Here is a 22,343-nt window from a genome sequence, read left to right as displayed (position 1 = left end):
TATACAAGCAAGGCTCGCCGGGCAATGAGCTGTATATGGCAAGCCAAGGTTATTTAGCGGACTTTCGTGGGGGTGCGGCAATCAGGAGCTGGTGGCAGGCTAAGTGCAATGAGCTGTATATGGCAAGCCAAGGTTATTTAGCGGACTTTCGTGGGGGTGCGGCAATCAGGAGCTGGTGGCAGGCCAAGGTAATTAAGAGAAAGATGTTTTAGATATAGATGGTTATATACGAGAAGAAGATTCATAAAGACGGACATGAGTATATTGAGATAACGGGCTATGAGGGGCAGGTTCAGGAGCTGGTGGTTCCGGGAGAGATAGAGGGGCTGCCAGTGGAGGCGATAGGGAATCATGCTTTTTCGGGGAGGCAGGATATTAGGACGGTGGTGCTTCCTGAGAGCATTAAGACGCTGTATGGATTTGCTTTTCATAATTGTAAGAGTCTTAGGAAGATCACGTTATTTGACAGTCTCGATGATTATTACGACGGTGTCTGCAGGCAGTGCGATGCGCTGGAAGAAATCGAGATTACGGTGAACAAGAGCTGGTTCGAGGTTGTAAGGAACTTTTTGGCAGACAGTGACAAGACGCTTAGGTTTATGATGCATATTAAGGATGAAGGGGATGTTTGCCTTACTTTTCCGGAGTATGTTTACGACTTCAATGAGAATACAATGGCCAGGACGATTCAGTTCTCTATTGCCGGTTCTGGTTATGCTTACAGGGAGTGCGTGGACCGAAGGAGCATTAACTACAGTGAATACGACAAGCTCTTTGAGAAGGCAGTTATTGACGGCAATGAGATCTCTGAGAACATTGCTATCGGAAGGCTCCTGTATCCCTATGGACTTTTAATGGGATACCGCGAGAAATATGAGCAGTTTGTCAGGAAAAATGATAAGAGCATCATGATAAGGCTCGTGGGCCGCTATGAAACACAGCGCTCAGATGAGCTTCTTGATATGATTTCAAAACTGACGGCTTATCAGGAAAAAGTCATTTCCGAGGAGGCGATAGATGCTGCTCTTAAGTTGTCCACAGCCAAGCAGCTGACGAGACTAAACGCTGTTCTTATGGGCCGACAGAAGCCACAAGCTGCAATAGAGGATGAGTTTGTATTCTAAAGCTACGGCGAAAAAACTGATCACTGGTAAAACAGACCGATTTATGATAAACTGTTAATTTGCTGAAATGCTTTAAAGCTTTAAATTTTTAAATCGGGTAGGTAATGAAATGAACGAACGTGGTAGTTTTCAGTCAAGACTTGGCTTTATTTTAGTGAGCGCCGGATGCGCCATCGGTATAGGAAATGTGTGGAAATTTCCTTATGTCGCCGGTGAAAACGGCGGCTCTGTTTTTGTATTATTTTATCTGATATTTTTGATACTTATGGGAATTCCGGTTCTTACCATGGAGCTTGCGATGGGGCGAGCTTCAGGCAAGACTCTTGTTAACGGCTACAAGGCCCTTGAAAAGGAAGGAAACAAGTGGCACATTCACGGCTGGGTCTGCATGATAGGTAACTATCTTCTTATGATGTACTACACCACCGTGTCAGGCTGGATGGTCAACTATTTCTTCAAGTTTGCAACAGGACGATTTGAGAACCTCACAGAAGGCGGCACTGCAAGCGTGTTTGAGGAGATGCTGGGAGACCCTACACAGCTGGCAATCTTTACAATTATCACAGTGCTCCTTGGATTCGGAGTACTTAGCTTTGGTGTACAGAACGGTCTTGAGAAGGTTAACAAGGTAATGATGATCCTTCTTCTGTGCCTTATTGTAATACTGGCGATTCACAGTATTACGCTGGAAGGAGCCTCCGAAGGAATTAAGTTTTATCTTTTGCCTGACATGGGCAAGGCAAAGAGCGTTGGTATCGGCAAGGTAATCACTTCAGCTATGAGTCAGGCCTTCTTTACCTTAAGTGTAGGTATGGGCTCCATCGAGATCTTCGGAAGCTATATGCCCAAGGATTATGCCCTCACAGGTGAAGCAATCAGGATCTGTGCCCTTGATACCTTCGTTGCTATAATTTCGGGACTTATTATTTTCCCCGCCTGCTTTAGCTATAACATCAAGCCCGACGCAGGCCCGTCACTTATTTTCATCACTCTTCCCGATGTATTTATCAACATGGCTGGGGGAAGAATCTGGGGAACTTTGTTCTTCCTGTTTATGACGTTTGCAAGCTTCTCTACCGTTACAGCGGTGTTTGAAAATCTCGTAGCCTGCACCAATGATAACTTTGGCTGGAGCAGAGGTAAGTCGATTGCGGTAAACTGTATTTTCATGCTGATCGCCAGCCTTCCCTGCGTATTTGGCTTTAACATCTGGAGTGATGTCAATCTTATCGGAGCAAGAGGAATTCTTGATTCCGAAGACTTCCTTGTAAGTAATCTGATCCTTCCCGCAGGATCGCTGATTTTCCTGCTGTTCTGTGTGACCAGGCTCGGATGGGGTTTTGACAATTATATTGCGGAAGTTAATACCGGCGATGGCATGAAGCTTCCGGGGGCCCTTAAGTGGTACCTCAAACTGGTGCTTCCTGTGTTGATTCTGATAATCTTTATTCAGGGACTTATGGTGTAAGTATACATGAAAAAAATTGAACTGGAGGCCGCCGGACGGGAAGTTCTGGCGGCTTCAAGGACAGAACTATATATTGATATGCGCTTTTTCGGCGCTGCCCTAAACAGCCTTGGCTACGAGATGGACCTTTCCACAACTACAGTGGGAACGGATGCCGTCAACATCAGGTTTAATCCTGCTTTCGTGGCAAGGCTTTTTGTGGAGGAGCCGGGGAAGCTGAACAGGACCTATCTGCATATGCTGCTTCACTGCATATTCAGGCATATGTACACTTCGGCAAAATATGAGGACACAAGGTTATACGACCTGTGCGCCGACATCGTCACCGAATCGGTTCTGGATGGGTTCGACTATCAGTGCATCTACAGAGTCAGCTCCGATTATCGCGACCGCTGGATCAGCCTTTTGGAAAAAGAGGTTAAGGTCCTGACCGTGGAGCGCCTATACAGATTTTTTACCGAGAGAGAAAATGAACTTGATATCTTCGAAATGGAGAAACTGGAGCGGGAATTTGCCCTGGATGATCACAGCTTCTGGCTAAGGCTTGAGGATAATGAGGACAATTCCGAAGATAGCAACAAGGACAAGGATAAAGAGGAGCCTCCGATAGATGAGGACTACAATTCTCCCTTTGATAACAAGGATGGGAAAAAGACTGAGAAGTACATAAATCCACGTCGCCTTCAGAAAATCCGGCATAACGAAAAGAACTGGGAGAAGGAGGCCAAGCGCCTTCAGACCGAGATCGAGACAATAGGAAAACAATCCAGTGACAGACTGGGGAAGCTCGCCTGGATCCTCAAAATTGAGAACACCTCAAGGACAGATTATCGGGAATTTCTCCGGAAATTCAAGATACTAAGGGAAGAGGGGGGCATTGACCTTGACAGCTTCGACTACGGAATGTATTCCTTTGGACTTGAGTTCTACGGGGACATGCCACTTATCGAAGAGAATGAATTCCGTGAGGTCAAAAAGATTCAGGAGCTGGTCATTGCCATTGATACTTCCGCTTCCTGCAAGGATGAGCTGGTTCAGAGGTTCCTTAATGAGACTGCAGCCATGCTCCTTACAGAAGAAAATTTTTTCCGGAAGATAAATATACGTATAATAGAGTGTGACGATCAGGTGCAGCGGGAAGAGATCATAACTTCCGTCGATGACATGAAGAAGTTTGCGAAGGGCATCCACGTGGAGGGCGGCTACGGAACGGATTTCAGGCCTGTGTTTACAAGGGTTTCAAAGCTCATTGACAGTCATGAGTTTGAGAACCTGAAAGGACTTATATACTTCACTGACGGCTTTGGCATCTACCCGGATAAGCCCACGAGCTACGATACAGCCTTCGTTTTTCCACAGGATGAGGAATACGATGACGAGAAGGTTCCCGACTGGGCGCTGAAGCTCTACATCTGAACTTACATAAGAGAATACACAGTTAAAACAGGAGAACAGCAATGAACATAGATCAGGCAAAAGAGGAAGTAAAAAACGCAGTAACGGCCTATCTTGAAAAGGACGAATTTGGCCGCTACGAGATCCCTACTGAAAAGCAAAGGCCCATCCTTCTCATGGGACCTCCCGGAATCGGCAAGACCGCCATAATGGAGCAGATCGCACAGGACTTAGGGATCGGACTTGTTTCTTATACAATTACCCATCACACCAGACAGAGCGCCATCGGACTTCCCAAGATAAGCGAGAAGGAATTCGGTGGCAAAAAATTCTCCGTTACCGAATATACCATGAGCGAGATCATCGGTGCTGTTTATGAGCAGATTGAAAAGACAGGGATTGAGGAAGGCATTCTTTTCCTGGATGAGATCAACTGCGTCTCCGAGACACTGGCGCCTACAATGCTGCAGTTTCTGCAGTACAAGACCTTCGGAAGTCACAAGCTTCCTTCGGGTTACATTATCGTGACCGCCGGCAATCCGCCTCAGTACAACAAGTCTGTAAGGGAGTTCGACATTGTAACCCTGGACAGAGTAAGGCAGATCAATATCGAGGAGGACTTCGATTCCTGGAAGATTTATGCTTACAAGGCAGCAGTACACGGCGCAATTTTGTCATATCTTGAGATAAAAAAGGACAATTTCTACAGCATCAAAACCGATGTTGACGGCAGGACCTTCGTCACCGCCAGGGGCTGGGAGGATCTGTCGAGAGTTATGAAGGTTCATGAGAAGCTTGGTCTTCCCGTGGATGAGAATCTGGTGGTTCAGTATATTCAGAACAAGGAGATCGCCAGAGATTTTGCTGATTACTATGAGCTGTATCATCGCTATAATGAACTTTATAAGATCCCGGATATCCTTAAGGGCAATTTCCCGGAGAATATGAAGGCTCTTCGAGAGGGCTCTTTTGACGAGAAACTCAGTATTATTGGACTTCTATCAGATAAACTGATGGATGAGTTCAGAGACTATGCAAGGGATCAGGGAGTTCAGAAGATCCTGTTCGAGACCATCAAGGAGTTCGGGAGATTCTCAGATGCAGAGGGCGAGGATGCTGTGGACGGCGCCGAGTGGTTCAGGGACAGAGCAGGAATCATGCAGTACAAGCTGGATAACGACAAAGAGGCGGGGCTGGTAAGCCGTGAGGAGGAGAGAATTAGGACTATTGCCATAAGCCGGCTCAATGACTGCGTTTCCTATATTACAACTGCAGCCGGCACGGAGCAGGATCTCTCAGGTTCCTTCATTCTTGCAAAGAACTGGTTTACCAAAAGGGAGAACAGTCGTAAGGCAGGGATCAAGGAGACTGACGGGCATCTCACCAACAGCTTTAGGTTTATTGAGGAGGCCTTTGGAGATAAGGAATCTCTTTCCGGAAGCCAGGAGATGGTTATCTTCATCACAGAGCTGTCCAATGCCTATTACAGTCTTAAGTTTGTAAAAGAGGTTGGGAACGAGGCATATTATAACTACAACAAGCTTCTTCTTTTGAACGATCGCAGGCAGGAGCTGAAGAATCAGATATTGGAGATGGATTTCTAAAAACTTCTCATAGTTGTAAAGTGATATCTGAATATTTTATTAATTATCGGTATAACGTACATTTAGTTGCGAGAATAATGATAGTATTGTAAGTGGGGATGTGACTAATCCCCGCTTTTTTTGTAGCACAAGACCGGCAAGCGAATGGATGCTTGCATACAAATTCATTTGCCGGTCGTAAGAACATGGAGCATGAAATGCGGAATGTTCGTGTGCGAAATCGAGTAGGAGTCAGCCTACTCGATTCACTAATTATCGCAGGAGGTATGTTATGGCCAAAAATTCGTCGGGAAAAGGTTTTTCACTGCAAAGTGTGAGCACCAAGCTTATTTCTGTGATGCTCTTAATCTGTATTGTGCCTTTGGCAATTTCCATTACCGTTAACTATCTGAACAGCATGAATAAGTCCCTTAATGATGCTAAATCCATCAATGCCCAGAAGGCAGCGGTAGTTGAGAAGACCTTCATGGAAGAAGTGGAGAGGATGATGGAGGCCCTAAGGACCGTTGCTTCCAGTCCCGAAATACGTAACTACATAGAGGCTCCTCCCGAGGAGAGGGATGAAGAAGCTATGGTGGCATGGCTTGCCGGAATTGAAGAGTCCCTTGGCGGCGGTAACTCCATAGTTGTTACCGGAACCGATGGCGAACAGATTGTTCGTTCCTCCGGTAATCTGCAGAACATCTGGGATAGAGACTATTACCAGACAGCTCTTTCAGGAAAAGAGTACATCTCTGATGTTATTGCGTCCAAATCGGACGGATCTGCTACTATTTTCCCTATCATGCCCATTTACAATGAGAGTGGCGCCATAATCGGAACAATCCAGAGAAGCTATAAGCTGGTAACTCTCAATGAGCTGTTGGCGGAGTCCGTTAATGCAGCTAACAAAGAAGAGGCTATGATCCTGGACAGACAAGGCCATATGATCGGACATAACGAGAGATCCATCGATGCCAATAACCTTGAGGATATGAGTAATCTCCAGGCGTATAAGGATTCCCAATCCGCTGAGAGAGGAAGCTATTTAGGCAAATCCGGTGGCAGCAAGCTTTTGATGTCCTTTGAGAGAAACGAGGAGACCGGTTGGGTAGTTGTTATGGTTTCCGATTACAACGTTGTTATGAAGGAATCGATCACCGCAGCGATCTTTATTATAATTATGGGCGTTATCATGCTGATTATTGCTGTTATTATTTCGCTGGTAATGTCAAGATCCTTTACACAGCCTCTCAAAGAGGTCAATGAATCTGTCACCAAGCTTGCAGATGGCCGCTTTGAGCACATTACAAAGTTTACCTCAAGAAAAGACGAATTTGGCGATATTATAAATAATACAAACACTGTTATAGATAAGCTTGCTTCAATCGTACAGAGTATTAAGGATTCCACCGTTGCGGTGAATGAATCCTCTGAAGAGTTGGCGGATACTGCCAATCAGATATCTCAGACCGCGGATGATGTATCCAATGCGGTGCAGGAGATTGCATCAGGTGCTACCCAGCAGGCTGACGAGATCCAGAGCGTATCCGAGAGCGTTGGAAATATCGGAGAGGCAACGGGGCATGTTCAGCATAGTACCGATGACCTGTCCAATCTGGCAGACAGAATGCAGAATGTCAGCACAGAATCAGCCCAGAGTCTTGCTGACCTGCAGCAGAGCAGCCAGAGTATGAGCAGCAGTATCGCAGGTATCGCTGAGAAGATCAGTGCCACCAGCAAAGCCGTTGAAAGTATCAATGAAAAGGTTGAGGGAATTGCCTCCATCGCAACCCAGACCAACCTTCTGTCCCTTAATGCATCAATCGAGGCAGCAAGAGCCGGCGAAGCAGGAAGAGGTTTCTCCGTTGTTGCTGAAGAGATCGGTAAGCTTGCGGATGATTCAAGAAATATGGCTGATGAGATCAGAAAAGAGATGGATGTTCTTCTTGAAGAGTCTCAGGCAGCAGTTACCATGGCTTCCGAAGTTGAGCGCGAGAACCATGAACAGTCGGAGGTTCTTGGTGCTACAGTTCAGAGCGTAAATGCTATGATCCAGGATATAGCTGCTACTGTTGAGAGTGTAAAGAGTATCGAAGTCGATGCCAATACCTGCGTAAGTGCCAAGAATGTGGTTGCGGATGCTATGGATTCACTGTCTGCTATAAGTGAAGAGAATGCCGCATCCTCAGAAGAGACAGGAGCTTCCATGGAAGAGCTGTCTGCGACGGTTACAACGCTTGCTTCATCTGCTGATAATTTGAAGAGTATTGCTACTCAGCTCAATGAAGAGATGGCATTTTTCAAATAAACTTTTTGAATGATATAGGAGATAACAAGGGGGCGTTTTTATACCAATGGGGACGGTTCTGTTTGGTATAGTTTTGCGCGCAAAACTGTACCAAACAGAACCGTCCCCATTGGTATAAAAACCGTCCCCGTGTCATCTTAATTATATTGGAAGTTCATAAACTTCGCTGCTCCGCCAAAGGTCTTGGTGCTATATGCAAACAGTCCAAATCGCGCACCGGTGAAGTGATCCAGCTTGAAATACAGTTTTTTCTCGGGGCCAAGAGCTGTGAAGGTATCTGATCCGACCGCTGCGTAGCTGAAGCGAACTGTGTCTTTCATGTCAGTGAAATCAACGTCTGCTCTTAAACGAATAGAGGAAGCACCGGGAGATACTTCATCAAGGGCAATTGAGGCCAGTTCATTGGGAGCCTCATCGTCTTTTCTTTCACCCCAGATTCCTGGGACATTTATTTCTCTTGAACACATAACTATATAGAGCCTGCCGGATTCTTTTTTGAGGCCAATGAAGCCGTAGGAGCTCTGAAGAAGGCTAAGTCCTGCGTAGTCGCCGTCATTTAATGAGGAACCGTCGAGGATGACTTTACCGGAGCAGCAGGGCATAAGGGTGCGCTGGCTCAGGGTGTTCCGGGCCTGTACCAGATTGGAGGAGATCTTGCCGGTTGTGATCTTCAAAAAGCCCTCTTCAGTATCATGCTCTACCAGGCTAAGCTCAGGCTCGTGGTTAAACTGCCAGAAGCTCTTAAAGCCAAAGGAAGCTTTGTTCTCTGACTCCTTGAAGTCATCGGAGCCATAGAGAGGAGCATAGCTATAGCCCGGCTTAAGGTCTTCAATCTCGAAGTCTTCAGGCAGGTATGCACCAATGGTGGAAACAGTGTTTTTGGAGGTTTCAGAAACGCCGTATACAGGGAAAACGTCTCTGAATTCCACGGGAATAAGATAGGGAATCCTTCCCACCGCGCCGCTGTCCTGAAAGAGGATGGAGTACCATTTTCCTGAGGGCGTATCTACGATGCCGCCCTGAGCAATGCCGCTGTTGTGATAGCCATTGTCGTCGTCAAAAACATCTTTTCCCACAAATTCACCTTCTAAGGAGTCGGCCACAAAACAGCTCTCGGTGCGTCTTCCGGTGGACTTCAATATATGAATGAAGAAAATATAGTATTTGCCGTTTATCTTGTAAATGTGAGAACCCTCGTAGCCAAGGTAGTTCTCGTCAATATCCTTTACCACAAGCCTATGGAGGCCGCCCTCCTTGGGGCCTGTCAGGTTCTCATCCAGCTCGGTCAGATAGATTTCTCTGTTGCCGTAGACAATATAGACTCTGCCGTCGTCATCAAATAATAGGGAATTGTCGTGATAAAAGCCCTTGATCTCGCTCTTTTTCCAGGGACCGGTCACAGAGTCTGCGGTATACAGATAGGTCTTGTGGGTGTCGTTGGCGACAAATACCACGTAGAATCTGCCGTTATGATAGCGAAGGCTGGCTGCCCACATTCCCTGGCCGTAGGCATTTTCTTTCCCTGCAAGCCTCTGGGCATCGGTGGAGTCAAGTCTGTCATATACATAGGCGCAGTGCTCCCAATTCACCAGGTCGTGGGATCTTAAGATCTCGCAGCCCGGAAAAAAGTACATTGTAGTGCTGACGAGATAGTAGGTGTCGCCCACGCGGATAACGTCAGGATCAGGGTAGTCCATTCTTGTAAGCGGGTTGATGGTAGGATGATTGGCCATTGTGATATCTCCGTATTTGCTGTGATTAAGGTTTTTATTCATTATATAGTCGGGATTTGGCTGCGTTCTACGTAGATATTGCTATAATAAAAAATATCAATCAAAATGATTAATATTACCATGATGTAATTGCATAAAAATGTGGTAACATAATTATTATCAACAAAAAAGAGCAAATTTAACATTTCTATCTATAAATTTGTCAATAAAATCGACCGATATTAATATTGCAGTTTAAAAAAAATCAAGAAAACAAAGGGGAGCAGCATTATGGAAAATTACAAGAAGTACCAGCGTCAGTATTTTATGCCACCTAAGTCTACCTACGATTGGGTTAAAAAAGACTACATCGACCATCCGCCCATCTGGTGCAGTGTTGACCTTCGTGACGGCAACCAGGCCCTTATCGAGCCCATGAGCCTTGATGAGAAGCTGGAGTTTTTTACAATGCTGGTTAAGCTTGGTTTCAAGGAGATTGAGATTGGCTTCCCCGCAGCTTCAGAGACGGAGTTTGAATTTGCCAGAACTCTTATAGAGAAGAACATGATTCCCGATGACGTTACGGTTCAGGTTCTTACCCAGGCCAGAGAGCACATCATCAAGAGAACCTTTGAGGCTGTCAAGGGAGCTCCTAAGGCCATCATTCATCTGTACAATTCAACTTCTGTAGCTCAGCGTGAGCAGGTGTTCAAAAAGAGCAAGGAAGAGGTTAAGAAGATCGCTGTTGACGGTGCCAAGCTCCTTGATAAGCTGGCAAAAGAGACAAATGGCAACTTCTCCTTTGAATATTCCCCGGAGAGTTTCCCGGGAACCGAGGTGGACTATGCTGTGGAAGTCTGCAATGCGGTTCTTGATGTGTGGAAGCCTACCAAGGACAACAAGGTTGTCATCAATATTCCTACAACAGTTGAGATTGCTATGCCTCACGTTTTTGCAACTCAGGTTGAATATATCAGCAAGAATCTTAAGTACCGCGAGGCCGTAACTCTTTCTCTGCATCCTCACAACGACAGAGGCACGGGCGTATCAGACGCTGAGCTTGGCTGTCTTGCAGGTGCTGACAGAATTGAGGGAACACTTTTTGGAAACGGTGAGAGAACAGGTAACGTTGATATTGTTACCCTTGCTGTTAACATGTACTCCCACGGAGTTGATCCGGGACTTGATTTCTCGCATATCACAGAGGTGGGAGAGACCTACGAGAGACTTACCAGAATGCGTATCTATGAGAGACAGCCCTATGCAGGCCAGCTGGTATTTACCGCATTTTCAGGATCTCATCAGGATGCTATCTCCAAGGGCTTTGCCTGGCATGATCAGAAGAAGGACAAGGGCATCTGGTCCGTTCCTTATCTTCCCATCGATCCCAAGGACCTTGGCAGAGAGTACGATGGAGACGTTATCAGAATCAACAGCCAGTCCGGCAAGGGCGGCGTAAGCTACATCCTCAAGACCAACTATGGCATGATGGTTCCCAAGGAAATGCAGGCAGATGTATCCTATACCATCAAGGATATCTCCGACAGAGAGCATGCAGAGCTGTCACCTGCAAGAATCTATCAGATCTTCGAGGACAAGTACGTTCACAACGACAATATATTCAGGATTCCTGCATGTCATTTCAAGCAGATTGACGGTATTCTTGCAGAAGTAACCATTGCCCATGCGGACAAGGAGCACAAGATTGAGGCCAACGGTAACGGTCGCCTCGACGCTGTAAGTAACGCCATCAAGCAGTACTTCAATGTCAGCTACGAGCTCTCTGTATATGAGGAGCACGCCCTTTCAAGAGGTTCGTCCTCCAAGGCCTGCACCTATGTTGGTATCACCTTTAATGGCAAGAAGTTCTGGGGCGTTGGTATCGACGAGGATATCATCAAGTCCTCCATCAATGCGCTTGTTATCGCCGTTAACCAGATAGATGATGTAAAAGAGAGCGCCGGCGGCAAGGATGAGAGGATCAACTCCATCATCAACTATATCCAGGAGAATTACCTGACGGTAACGCTGGATGATCTGTCAAGCCAGTTCTATCTTTCCAAGCCGTATCTTTCCAAGTATATTAAGGAGAAGTCGGGAATGACGTTTGGGGAGAATGTGAAGAGGATCAGGCTTAATAAGGCTAGTACGCTGCTGAGGAATGGAAATATGAAGGTGGAGAAGGTGGCGGAGGCTGCCGGCTATCAGAATGTGGAGCACTTCAACCGCCTCTTCAAGAAAAAATATGGGATGACTCCTGTACAGTACCGCAGCAGCACCAGGTGATTGGGTGTTCCAACCCGGACGCCGTCCCTCCCCGGAGCCTTCTTCGGGCCAGAATAACAGAAATATTCGCCGCTCTTTCGCTTGAATTTGTGGCATTCCATAAAGACCCTGCCGGGTCTGCAACTCAAAACTCCGTCCGGATTATAGTGACATGGCTTCCCGTAAGGGACATGGCCGGACGTCAGACATTGAGCTGCGAACAGACCTGGCAGGGTCTTTCTGCAATGCTCACAAATTCTGACGCTCCCTCACAGGCTCACATTTCTGTTATTCTGGCCCGAAAGAAGGCTCCGGGGAGGGACGGCTGCGTGTTGGCAACATGATCTGGTACTACTTAAAGGTACATGTACAGGGGACATTAAGGGGCTGCAATCAGGGGGGAGGAGAGAGTCGGTTTTGTACTCCGTGGGCAATCTAATTGGAGTTTGTAAGTGAAATTATAAGGATACGCAGGAGAGGGGGGATTGCGATAGTTGGGGTGTGAACATTTGGAGGGATGCAGTTCTGAGAGCTGGATTGTGAAGTGGGAGTTTCGGATGTTTTAAGGCTTTTTTTAGAAATGGGGAGAACGGTAAGAAGTATAATTAATGTATGAAAAAACATACATTAAAGCGTGTAAAAAAATATGATAGAGCAAAAGCGGTTAAGGCTGTTATGGCTGTAGCTGTGGGCTTTTTTATGATGCTCTCTGTATCAATCACAAGCCGTGCTAGTGGCTTTGATCCGGAGTATTATGCCAGGAAGTATCCGGATGTAGTGAATGCGGTGGGAAGTAGTACTTCGGCACTGGTAAATCACTATATCAATTTTGGAATCTATGAAGGAAGATTTCAGAATGAAGAGGAAGAAAAGGCCGGAACACCGCTTAATACCTATGTTGACGTGGACATAGAGAATCAGACGGTGACCTTTGTTCAGGATGGAGTGCCTATCTTGTCGACTCCCTGTGTGACTGGAGATCTATCGCAGAATCGTGGTACGCCTACAGGAATATATGCTGTGTATGGGCATGTTCGAGGGAAGTGGCTTACAGGGCCCACATGGCACAGCTGGGTAGAGTATTGGATGCCTTTTACCAAGGGCGGCTGCGGACTTCACGATGCCAACTGGCGTAGCAAATTCGGAGGTGAGATATACAAGACTGCAGGATCCCATGGCTGTGTGAATCTGCCGCCGGAAATAGCGGCCCAGTTCTTTGAGTTGGCCCAGATCGGAACTGTAGTAAAAGTACATTGATAAATAAAAGTGCCTGTTACTTCATCAAACGAAAGTGCCTGTCACTTCAATATGCTAAAGTATCCTTTGAGACACTTTAGCATATTGAAGTGACAGGCACTTTCGTTTGATGAAGTGACAGGCACCTATTAATTAATCGCCGCGGACAGTTATTTCAATATCGCCTGAGCCGGTCTTGATGGTGCAGGTACCATTTCCCTCAGTGCTGGCGGGAACAGAAACATCACCTGATCCGGCTTTGGCTGTGAAGACCTTGCCGGTACGGAGAGTTCCGCGGATAGAACCGCTTCCGGAGCTCATGCTAAGGGACTGACCGTCGCAGTTATCAAGGCTGATCCTGCCTGAGCCGGTCTTAAGTTCTACTGTCTCACCAACGCAGTTTGTAAGTTCGATGCGTCCGCTTCCGGTTTTTGCTTCAAAGGAGCCGCCGGAAGTTACATCAGCAACAGTTATCCTGCCGCTGGAGGTGGTGATTTCAAATTTGTTTTTGCACTGTGCATTATTAACTATGATATCACCGCTGCCAATCTTGAGTGACAGTTCGTCGAAGTTGAAGGCTTCATCAATGGTGATGTCACCGCTTCCAAGTGTTCCTGTAACCTTTTCATAAGTGTCCTTGGGAAGATACAGAATGTTAGAAGGACAGTTGTTAAAACTCGCAAGATCAATGATGGTCTTGTTCTTTTTCTCTTTTATTACCAAGGTATCGTTCTTAACATCTACGCTATAGCTGATCTTGTCTGTTTCAGCGCAGGTAAAATAGGCTTTTTTGTTTGCGGATTTTTGGAAAATAATGTCATTCATGCCGACACCGATCTCAATATTCTCAAAATCCTCAGTGATATCGTAGGTCTTTACCTCATATTCATCGGTTCTGATAAGCTCTGTGAAATTGGTTCTGGCACTGGCTGCGGATACAGTCATCATGCCTGTTCCAAGAGCCATAAGAGCTGCGGCAATGATAATAGCAACTTTCTTTTCAGTTCTCATATTCATCTACCTCCTACAAAGGCTTTTTTGATACCAAGTCCAATGTGCTTACTTAAGAAAAGCATACCTTTGGATACCTGATTAAAGCCAAAGAACAACAATACTGACAATCCAAGAAGAAACAGTCCTGCTCCAATAAAGAACATAGCGGCCATAAACCCGTTACTTGCAAAAAATGCACCTGCGATTGCCGCAAAACCTGATACAAATACTGAGAGATCTACCACATAAAGTGACATGATGATTACCCAGAAAACCAGGTAAAGAGCAAGGCCAACGATTATGAAGGCCAAAAGGAGCGGAAGCCATATCGGAGCTCCCAGCACCAGGAGTACAATTTCTCCCGCCTTGAAATCTCTCTTGGGGGTGATCTTCTCTTTTACGATTCTGGCCATCGGAACATCCTCCAGAATCTTGGAGCGGATCTCCTCAATAGTACCGACAGCGGCAACCGCATCCTCCTCGGCCATACCATCTTCGATTCGGTCATCTATCATCTCTGTGTAATAATCCAAGGATTTTTTGATATCGTCTTCATGGAGCCCTGAAAGGCTGTCTGTTAACTGAAATAAAAATTCCTGTTTAGTCATTTTTAACCTCCCTTGTTACAAATTCATAAATCTGCTTGAGTTCTCGCCATTCTTCTTCGAAGGCGGCCAGCCTTGCCAGTCCGGCTTCCGTGATGTGGTAGTACTTACGGAGCCTTCCGTTGTGCTCAGCGGTCCGGACGGTGAGCAGCATCTGATTCTCAAGGCGCCTTAGAATGGGGTAGAGGGTGGACTCTGATATTTCCACATAAGAACTCATATCCTTTATGATCTGGTAACCGTAGGAGTCTTCACTCTTGATGGCTGCAAGGACGCAGACCTCAAGGAGTCCTCTTTTCATTTGGTTCTCCATCTCAATACCTCCTGTTACACAATACTATATGACGCATAGTATTATGCGTCAAGAGGTATTATGTAAATTTTTTATCGGTCGATTGTTATAGGTGCCTGTCACTTCATCCCCCTAAAGTGCCTGTCACTTCAACACCCTAAAGTGTCCAAAAGGATACTTTAGGGTGTTGAAGTGACAGGCACTTTAGGAGGATGAAGTGACAGGCACCTATAGGTTGGAATCGAGCTCATTTCATGATATAATATGCTGCTATGATTTTGTGTTATATAGGAGGTTATTTATGGCAAAAAACGTAGATGTCATCATTATCGGCGCAGGCCCCGGCGGCATTTTCTGCGCATATGAACTTATGGAGAAGAGACCTGATCTCAAGGTCCTTATGATAGAAAAGGGACGTTCCATCGAAAAGAGAAACTGCCCCAAGCGTGTAACCAAGACCTGCGCAGGCTGCCAGCCCTGCTCAATCACAACGGGCTTTGCAGGCGCGGGAGCTTTTTCAGACGGTAAGCTGTCTCTTTCACCGGATGTGGGAGGCAATCTTCCCGAGATTCTGGGATATGACAAGGCTACTGAGCTGATTCATGAGTCCGACGAGATTTATCTTAAGTTCGGAGCGGACAAGAGCGTATACGGTGTGGACAAGGAGAATGAGATTCGCGAGATCAGAAGGAAGGCCATCAACGCCAACCTTAAGCTCGTTGAGTGCCCCATCAGACACCTTGGTACCGAAGAGGGCTACAAGATCTACAGTAAGCTCCAGGAGCACGTTCTGTCCAAGGGCGTTGAGATAGAATTTAATACCATGGTGACAGATATCATTGTGGAAGATGGAACCGCTGTCGGCGTTAAGACCGACAAGGGCGAGGAATACAGAGCAAAAGAGATCGTCAGCGCCGTTGGACGTGAAGGCGCCGACTGGTTTAAGGATAAATGCGAAGAGATCGGCATTGAGACCAAGCCCGGAACAGTTGACGTTGGTGTCAGAGTTGAGGTTAGAGATGAGGTTATGCAGTTCCTTAATGAGAATCTCTATGAGGCCAAGCTCATTTATCACACACCAACCTTCGATGATAAGGTAAGAACCTTCTGTACCAATCCTTCCGGAGAGGTTGCGACTGAGTACTACGAGGGCGGACTTGCAGTTGTTAACGGACATGCTTATAAGGGAAAAGAGTTTAAGACCAACAACACCAATTTTGCCCTTCTGGTATCCAAGAACTTCACCAAGCCCTTCAAGACACCTATTGAATACGGCAAGAAGATCGCTGAGCTCTCCAACATGCTCTGCGGCGGCAAGATCCTGGTTCAGACCTACGGTGATTTCAGAAGAGGCAGAAGGACCACAGAGGAGAGACTGTGCAGGAACAACCTGATTCCCACCCTTAAGGATGCGGTGCCGGGCGATCTGTCCCTTGTTTTCCCTCACAGAATCATGGTGGATCTGGATGAGATGATCCAGGCTCTTGACAAGGTAACACCGGGAATTGCTTCTGACGAGACACTTCTCTATGGTGTTGAAGTTAAGTTCTATTCCAATAAGGTTATCGTCAACAAGGATTTTGAGACCAGTATCAAGGGACTTCGCGCCATCGGCGACGGAGCAGGTGTAACCAGAGGACTTCAGCAGGCCAGCGCCAACGGACTGTCCGTTGCCCGCAGCATCATTAAGACATTGGAAGCATGAGTAAAAGGCGTGATAACTCCAAAACAAACATGATCACAAGGAAGGCTCTTGCCCTGGTGGGAGCCTTCGTTCTTGCGTCTTCATCTCTTGCGGGATGTGCTGCTCCGGAGCGTAAGATCGTCTTTACCACGGGATTTTCAGACGATGAGGTGTTCAGAATAGAGGACAGTGTCTGCAGTATTCAGGAGGCCTTCGTCTATCTTGTTAATACACAGGTTGGTTATGAGAATTCCTTTGGCAGCGATATCTGGAAAAAAGAGACCGACAGCGGCAGCGTGGAGGAGAGGCTCAAGGAGTCGGTTCTTGCCAAGCTTGCCCAGATCAAGGCAATGAATCTTCTTGCCAAGGACAACGGCATAGAACTGGACGAGGAAGAGGAGAGCAAGGCCCTCGCCGCTGCTGAGGAGTATTATTCCTCTCTGTCACCTGCGGATATAGAAGCCATGAAGGGCGTTACTATGGATGATATCCTTCAGATAATGAGGGAGCAGGCCATTGCGGACAAGCTCTATGAATATATCATTAGGGATATCAATCCTGAGATCAGCGACGACGAAGCAAGAACCATCACAGTGGAGCAGATACTGATAAGGACCTACGAGCTTGACGGCGAGGGAGAGAAAATCCCTCTTTCCGAGTCTGACAAAAAGAATGCCTACCTTAAGATAAGGGAAGCAGCTGCAGCCCTCAGGGACGGCGAAACAAGTTTTGAAGAGGTATCCGCAACCTATAATGAAGCTGACGATTCTGTCCTTTCTTTTGGTAAGGGCGAAATGGAATCGATATACGAAGAAACAGCCTTCAATCTGGGAACGGAAGAAGTCAGTGACATCATCGAAACCAGTGAAGGCTATTGTCTGATTAAATGTATTAGTACGTTTAACCGTGAAGAAACAGAAGCAAATAAAGTTAAGATTGTTGCCAAGAGGAAAAGAGAAGTCTTCGGTCAGCAATATGACGCCTTTGTCGCAACTCTCACCAAGGAACTGAACGAACCGCTATGGAATTCGGTCAAACTGGTTTCTGACGAGAATGTCACAACTTCTGATTTCCTTACAGTCTACAAAAAGTATTTTAATTCTTAACATCACCTTTCCAGTACATGTTTTTGAACTCCGTGGGGGTACAGCCCTTATGGAGTTTGAACATGCGGATGAAGGATGATATCGACGAATATCCGCAGCTGACCGCCACATCGGTGACGCTGCTTCTTGGCTCAACAAGCAGTTCCTGAGCCTTGGCAATCCTCTTTTGATTAACATATTTATAGAAGCTCATACCGGTGAAGCGCTTGAAGAGTCTCTCGAAATAGAACTTGCTAAAGCCGCTGAGACTTGCAAGCTCATCCAGCTTGAGATCATCACAGCAGTGCGTGTTGATATAATCGCAGATCTCCGTGAGCTTGACTGCGATCTCATCCTGACTGCGGAGCTTCTCATCAACGGATCTGGCAGCGGTTTCTGCCTTGTTCCTGCCAATAAGTACCAGCATCTCCAGGAGCATGCAGTAGATATTGATCTCCGAGCAGGTGGTGCTGTGGAGATATTCTTTTTTGATGGAAAGAAGAAGATCCCTTACTTTGCCGTGAATTTCAGGGTAATCCTCCGGTGTGATGACAATATAAGGATAGATTGCGGACATAAGATCCTCAATCTCAGTCATAAATCGAAGATGGGAAGTGTTGGGCTGGAAGATGATTCTGCGACCGGTTTCGGGAGCAATGATCGCATGAATGCAGCCCGGACAGATCAGAACGATGTCATATTCTCTGAGTCTTACGAGCTTGTTGTTGAAATTCAGTGTATAGTAATTTTCCAAAGGCATAATGATCTCAATGGCAGAGTGCCAGTGAGACGGATAGTCTTCGTACTCGTTGTTGTCATAGAGCTTAAGGGTAGTACTGGTCTTGCAATTGACGGTCTCAATAAAGCCATTCAAAGTCTCTATCATATTCAGTTCCTCCCATAATACTTTTCATACCTTTCCCCGTGTTAATTGTTGCTTTTTTTCAGCAAAAAATCAAGAGAAAAAAGCAATATATTTTATACTTTTTTTAGAAAATAGGATGAGTTTTGTTAGATGTTCCTAAACTATTTTAAAGATAACGAAAAAATTAGTGAAATGCTACATGAATTCGGCTTTTGCGGAGGGCAAGAATTAGTAACCGGTCAACAACAATTTTGATATGTGAATTTCCTGTGAAACATCGCAGGATTTTATTGTATTCTCCATCGCAAAATGTTAACTTTTTTGTAATTGTTTTTTTCAGATCGCAGGTTCAATGCGATTTTTTTATGGGGAGAAATGAAAAAAATCGGAGGAAGTAATGTATAAGAAGTCAAAAGTATTTGTTGCTGCTTGTCTTACTGTCAACATGTTGGGGAACAGTTCAGTGGCAGTTCTTGCGCAGGATTTCCCTGCAGATTCAGAAGAAGTTTTATTAGAAGATGACATCCTTGAGGAAGAGGCGGAAATATCCGAAGAAATCCCGGAAGATATCGAGGTTGAAAGCGAGGATGCAGCGGAGATTGAGGAGACTTACGAAGAAGAGGTTCAGGCCGAGGTAGTGCCTGAGGAAATGTCGGAAGAGGTTTCGGATGCAGGTATGACCCTCACATCCGCGCAGAAGTCCATCAAGGGTAGACTTAGAGAGCACGCAGTGCAGCTTAACGTGGAGTCTCTTGATGAGGGCAAAGATTATGTATCAGACGAAGTTATTACTCTTGCAGATTCATTGGAGCAGGCACAGCTCATAGCGAAGGCTTACGGGGGAGAACTGGAGAGCTTTATGGGCGGTGTTGCCACCATCAGTCTTGCAGGCTCTGACTTAAGCGTTGCCACAGCCTATGAGCTTGGCATGGATGCAAACAGTGATCTTCCTGCTGTAGTTCCCAACTACATCACTGCTTTGGAGCAGCCCATAGCAGACGTCTACGGTGAAAGTGCTGATTTTACCGAATATTACGGCAATGGCTGGGACAGAAGCTATTATGAATTCGGATATAACGATCCGTATCTCAATCCCAATTCAGCTTATGACAAATATCAGTGGTTCCATGATGCCATCCATTCCTATTCAGCCTGGGGTCTTACCACAGGTAATCCTGATATAACAGTAGCGGTAATTGATACCGGAATACTTGCGACTCATGAGGACCTTAGCGGCAGGCTCATTCTTCCTGTGGATTTTAAGATCAATCTGGACAACGGCACAGACAAGGTTGGTCGAGGAACAGCCGTTGCAGGAATCATCGCCGCCAACGCAGGTAACAAAGCAGGAGGAGCGGGTGTTGCTCCCGGTGTAAGTGTTATGGCGATCAATGCTTCATCTTATGATGAGCAGAGCAAAGATTATGTCATCAAGGACAGTGACCTTATAACTGCCATCAATTATGTGGCAGGAACCGATAAAAGTGAGGTTTCTCCAAAGAAAAGAGCGAATATTATCAATATAAGCTTCGCTTCTTCTTATTATGATCCCTTTGTGGAGCAGGCTGTTAAAAAAGCCCATGACGCAGGTGTTACCATAGTGGCTTCCATGGGAGATTCAGCATCCAATGACTGCCGCTATCCTGCATGTTATGACGGAGTTATCGCTGTAGGAGCAACGAATGAGGGCGGAGAGAGAGCTTATTTTTCTTCCTATGGTGCATCCTGTGATATAGCAGCACCGGGACAGAATATTACATCAACCGACAGTTCTTCCAAGAACTCTTATAAGACAATGTCAGAAACTGCCATGGCAGTGCCTGTGGTTTCCGGAGCCTGCGCTCTCTACATGAGTGTATACGGACATCAGGATCCTGATACCATGGAGAAGGTTCTTAAAACTTCAGCAAGTAAGATCTCTGCCAAGGGATTGGGTGCAGGAATGGTGGATCTGGCCAAAATGTTCGGCGCAAATGTGACACCACCCACAGTAACTCTTTCCAAATATGTTAAGGGGTCAAAAGAGATAGTGGCCAAAGCTTCCGGCAACTCCGTTACTGCAAAAGGAACCCTCGACCCGGACCTTCGCGTTGAATTCGATTCAGACTACCTTGGCGGCGATGAAAAACTTAACAAAGAGACCAAGATCATATATACCGTCAACGGCCAGAACCCTGCGGTTAAAAACGGCGTTGTTACAACCGGTGAGGTTCTTGATTATGACATGTGGCATGACGCAATGCCTTCAATACCTGCAACTACAGCACTTAAGCTGTTCTTCTATGATTACAGTAAGCCCCTTACCGTTACTCTCAAGGCTGCATTCCTCTCAGGTACCGGTATTATGAGTAAGGTGACCACCGTTAAGTTTACAATTGTGGATGAATCCATAGTTGATGCCCAGAACAGACAGCAGATTGAAATAACAGGTCAGGATGCTATTGTTCCCGGAACAAGTGCTTCCTTCAAAACAGTTTTTTATGAGAATTACACACATACCAAAACAGTTAAGGCAAGACCTGTGGACTGGCAACTTGATAATGCGGCAGAGGCTGCAGGCGCTGTGATTGCACCAAACGGCAAACTCACCGTTCCTGCAGGATTCAAGCCAAAGAGCATTGAAGTAAGAGCGGTTTGCAAGGACAATATCACACTTGTAGGTTACAAGTCCATAACAGTGATGAAAGAGAAGGCAGACAGCGTTAAGATAGATGTTACTTCTCCCGGTGAGTTTAACGACGTTAAAAGAAATCCCAAGACTAATTCGGTAACCAAAGTGACGCTCTTTAGCTCAAACATCGACGGCACCGGCTTTGCAGGCGATGAGACCGAGCTTGTGGTTAGGCCTGAGGTCTACACCAAGGCCGGCATCAGAATGGCAATAGATATGAAGACCTCCTATTTTACCTGCACTTCAAGTAACAAGAACGTTGTCAGGATAGATAGGGATTCAGATACAGGCGCATTTGTAGCTAAGGGAGTATCCGCAGGAACCTCAACGGTAACCTTTACAGCAGGAGATGGCAGCAAAAAGAAAGCAGCCGTCAAAGTAACCGTTATAAATCCCGCTTCCGGAGTGGCTCTGTCGATTGCAGGCAATCAGGTTCATAATATCGCCTACGGCAAGAGCGCTACAGTCAAGGCTAATCTCGGAGATACCTATGGTAAGCCTTCTGTTAAAAAGGTTGACTGGTCCTACAGAATCGGATTTTATAACAGCGATCTTAAGGAAACTTTCGTATCCGATGCAGATGCGGCAGCACTGATTAAGCTCAAGGCCTTCACCTTCTCCAAGGGCAAGATAACAGCCGGCAAACAGGCAGTACTTACCAATGCTATCGCACAGTATTCACCTTACAGCGCAGCTGATACCAAGGGGCTTCTTTTTGTGGTAACAGCGGGGACCACGGATGGAACAGGCTATAAGGCGACAGACAAGTTCTACGTGGATTCACCCAGAACAAGGCTGGTGATCAGCGCAGGTGCATCATATGAGATATCTGAGGCCGATGCCGAGAAGATCATGGAGTTTACCATAGATTCCGACGGTGTCCATGCCTATGAAGTAATCAGCAGCAATCCTACCATTGTATCCGGATATACCGGCGGGCATATTTTGTATGTCGTGGCATATAAGAAGGGTTCTGCCACCTTGACCGTCAAGGCACTTGACGGCTCCGGCAAGACCGCCAAATTAAAGGTTAAAGTAAACTAATATCGTATTA

Annotated in this window: 15 protein-coding genes; 10 read left to right on the top strand and 5 right to left on the bottom strand. The window is 46.2% G+C overall.

Translation table 11 applies throughout. From position 1 onward, the window contains the following. The first annotated feature begins 218 nt into the window (after positions 1–218). From NXH67_RS14805 to NXH67_RS14785, 5 genes are all read left to right on the top strand, one after another. The gene (locus NXH67_RS14805; RefSeq protein ID WP_022780109.1) at positions 219–1,124 is read left to right on the top strand and encodes a leucine-rich repeat protein; all 906 of its coding nucleotides are present in this window, start codon (positions 219–221) and stop codon (positions 1,122–1,124) included. Positions 1,125–1,233: 109 nt separating this feature from the next. Continuing rightward, on the top strand, positions 1,234–2,592 hold the full coding sequence (locus tag NXH67_RS14800) for a sodium-dependent transporter (RefSeq protein WP_022780110.1): 1,359 nt from the start codon (positions 1,234–1,236) through the stop codon (positions 2,590–2,592). 6 nt (positions 2,593–2,598) lie between these two features. Then, a complete protein-coding gene (locus tag NXH67_RS14795; RefSeq protein ID WP_272797875.1) occupies positions 2,599–4,008 on the top strand; it encodes a vWA domain-containing protein in 1,410 nt (469 codons plus the stop codon). 41 nt (positions 4,009–4,049) lie between these two features. Further along, positions 4,050–5,591, top strand: coding sequence for an AAA family ATPase (locus NXH67_RS14790; RefSeq protein ID WP_272797874.1), 1,542 nt, complete (start codon positions 4,050–4,052; stop codon positions 5,589–5,591). A gap of 271 nt (positions 5,592–5,862) precedes the next feature. Further along, positions 5,863–7,881, top strand: a complete 2,019-nt coding sequence (locus NXH67_RS14785) for a methyl-accepting chemotaxis protein (protein WP_272797873.1) — start codon at positions 5,863–5,865, stop codon at positions 7,879–7,881. A 137-nt stretch (positions 7,882–8,018) separates the two neighbouring features. Here the strand turns inward: NXH67_RS14785 and NXH67_RS14780 are convergent, their stop codons facing one another. Beyond that, positions 8,019–9,656, bottom strand: coding sequence for a glycoside hydrolase family 43 protein (locus NXH67_RS14780; RefSeq protein ID WP_272797872.1), 1,638 nt, complete (start codon positions 9,654–9,656; stop codon positions 8,019–8,021). Between the two features lie 228 nt (positions 9,657–9,884). Between NXH67_RS14780 and NXH67_RS14775 the strand changes: the two genes are divergently transcribed. After that, positions 9,885–11,879, top strand: coding sequence for a 2-isopropylmalate synthase (locus NXH67_RS14775; protein WP_272797871.1), 1,995 nt, complete (start codon positions 9,885–9,887; stop codon positions 11,877–11,879). A gap of 591 nt (positions 11,880–12,470) precedes the next feature. Continuing rightward, the gene (locus tag NXH67_RS14770; protein ID WP_022777913.1) at positions 12,471–13,115 is read left to right on the top strand and encodes a L,D-transpeptidase; all 645 of its coding nucleotides are present in this window, start codon (positions 12,471–12,473) and stop codon (positions 13,113–13,115) included. Between the two features lie 132 nt (positions 13,116–13,247). Here the strand turns inward: NXH67_RS14770 and NXH67_RS14765 are convergent, their stop codons facing one another. Genes NXH67_RS14765 through NXH67_RS14755 form a run of 3 tightly spaced genes read right to left on the bottom strand, consistent with a single transcriptional unit; the run spans position 13,248 to position 15,005 of the window. Then, positions 13,248–14,105: a DUF4097 family beta strand repeat-containing protein gene (locus tag NXH67_RS14765; RefSeq protein ID WP_272797870.1), complete on the bottom strand. Its 858-nt coding sequence runs from the start codon at positions 14,103–14,105 to the stop codon at positions 13,248–13,250. Positions 14,106–14,107: 2 nt separating this feature from the next. Next, the gene (locus tag NXH67_RS14760) at positions 14,108–14,695 is read right to left on the bottom strand and encodes a DUF1700 domain-containing protein (protein WP_272797869.1); all 588 of its coding nucleotides are present in this window, start codon (positions 14,693–14,695) and stop codon (positions 14,108–14,110) included. Further along, complete coding sequence (locus NXH67_RS14755; RefSeq protein WP_272797868.1) at positions 14,688–15,005, bottom strand: PadR family transcriptional regulator; 318 nt, start codon at positions 15,003–15,005, stop codon at positions 14,688–14,690. The genes NXH67_RS14760 and NXH67_RS14755 overlap by 8 nt, the downstream gene beginning before the upstream one ends. A 280-nt stretch (positions 15,006–15,285) precedes the next feature. On the opposite strand from NXH67_RS14755, the gene NXH67_RS14750 reads away from it, so the two are divergent. Further along, positions 15,286–16,689, top strand: a complete 1,404-nt coding sequence (locus NXH67_RS14750; protein ID WP_272797867.1) for an NAD(P)/FAD-dependent oxidoreductase — start codon at positions 15,286–15,288, stop codon at positions 16,687–16,689. Continuing rightward, the gene (locus NXH67_RS14745) at positions 16,686–17,774 is read left to right on the top strand and encodes a peptidylprolyl isomerase (RefSeq protein WP_022777911.1); all 1,089 of its coding nucleotides are present in this window, start codon (positions 16,686–16,688) and stop codon (positions 17,772–17,774) included. The genes NXH67_RS14750 and NXH67_RS14745 overlap by 4 nt, the downstream gene beginning before the upstream one ends. Here NXH67_RS14745 and NXH67_RS14740 read toward each other — a convergent pair. Next, positions 17,764–18,639, bottom strand: a complete 876-nt coding sequence (locus NXH67_RS14740) for a helix-turn-helix domain-containing protein (RefSeq protein ID WP_022777910.1) — start codon at positions 18,637–18,639, stop codon at positions 17,764–17,766. The two genes, NXH67_RS14745 and NXH67_RS14740, sit on opposite strands and share 11 nt — an antisense overlap. Before the next feature lie 376 nt (positions 18,640–19,015). On the opposite strand from NXH67_RS14740, the gene NXH67_RS14735 reads away from it, so the two are divergent. Continuing rightward, on the top strand, positions 19,016–22,333 hold the full coding sequence (locus NXH67_RS14735; protein WP_272797866.1) for a S8 family peptidase: 3,318 nt from the start codon (positions 19,016–19,018) through the stop codon (positions 22,331–22,333). The last annotated feature ends 10 nt before the right edge of the window (positions 22,334–22,343 follow it).

This window comes from Butyrivibrio sp. DSM 10294 (assembly GCF_028539135.1).
Classification (GTDB): Bacteria; Bacillota; Clostridia; order Lachnospirales; family Lachnospiraceae; genus Butyrivibrio.
Note: the sequence above shows the minus strand (reverse complement) of the source record. Positions and strands in the feature narration are given on the sequence as shown.

Coding starts and splice junctions, on each gene's coding strand:
- NXH67_RS14780 (WP_272797872.1), bottom strand. CDS start 9,656: ATGAATAAAAACCTTAATCACAGCAAATACGGAGATATCACAATGGCC.
- NXH67_RS14770 (WP_022777913.1), top strand. CDS start 12,471: ATGAAAAAACATACATTAAAGCGTGTAAAAAAATATGATAGAGCAAAA.
- NXH67_RS14785 (WP_272797873.1), top strand. CDS start 5,863: ATGGCCAAAAATTCGTCGGGAAAAGGTTTTTCACTGCAAAGTGTGAGC.
- NXH67_RS14755 (WP_272797868.1), bottom strand. CDS start 15,005: ATGGAGAACCAAATGAAAAGAGGACTCCTTGAGGTCTGCGTCCTTGCA.
- NXH67_RS14745 (WP_022777911.1), top strand. CDS start 16,686: ATGAGTAAAAGGCGTGATAACTCCAAAACAAACATGATCACAAGGAAG.
- NXH67_RS14775 (WP_272797871.1), top strand. CDS start 9,885: ATGGAAAATTACAAGAAGTACCAGCGTCAGTATTTTATGCCACCTAAG.
- NXH67_RS14805 (WP_022780109.1), top strand. CDS start 219: ATGGTTATATACGAGAAGAAGATTCATAAAGACGGACATGAGTATATT.
- NXH67_RS14790 (WP_272797874.1), top strand. CDS start 4,050: ATGAACATAGATCAGGCAAAAGAGGAAGTAAAAAACGCAGTAACGGCC.
- NXH67_RS14760 (WP_272797869.1), bottom strand. CDS start 14,695: ATGACTAAACAGGAATTTTTATTTCAGTTAACAGACAGCCTTTCAGGG.
- NXH67_RS14765 (WP_272797870.1), bottom strand. CDS start 14,105: ATGAGAACTGAAAAGAAAGTTGCTATTATCATTGCCGCAGCTCTTATG.
- NXH67_RS14750 (WP_272797867.1), top strand. CDS start 15,286: ATGGCAAAAAACGTAGATGTCATCATTATCGGCGCAGGCCCCGGCGGC.
- NXH67_RS14735 (WP_272797866.1), top strand. CDS start 19,016: ATGTATAAGAAGTCAAAAGTATTTGTTGCTGCTTGTCTTACTGTCAAC.
- NXH67_RS14795 (WP_272797875.1), top strand. CDS start 2,599: ATGAAAAAAATTGAACTGGAGGCCGCCGGACGGGAAGTTCTGGCGGCT.
- NXH67_RS14740 (WP_022777910.1), bottom strand. CDS start 18,639: ATGATAGAGACTTTGAATGGCTTTATTGAGACCGTCAATTGCAAGACC.
- NXH67_RS14800 (WP_022780110.1), top strand. CDS start 1,234: ATGAACGAACGTGGTAGTTTTCAGTCAAGACTTGGCTTTATTTTAGTG.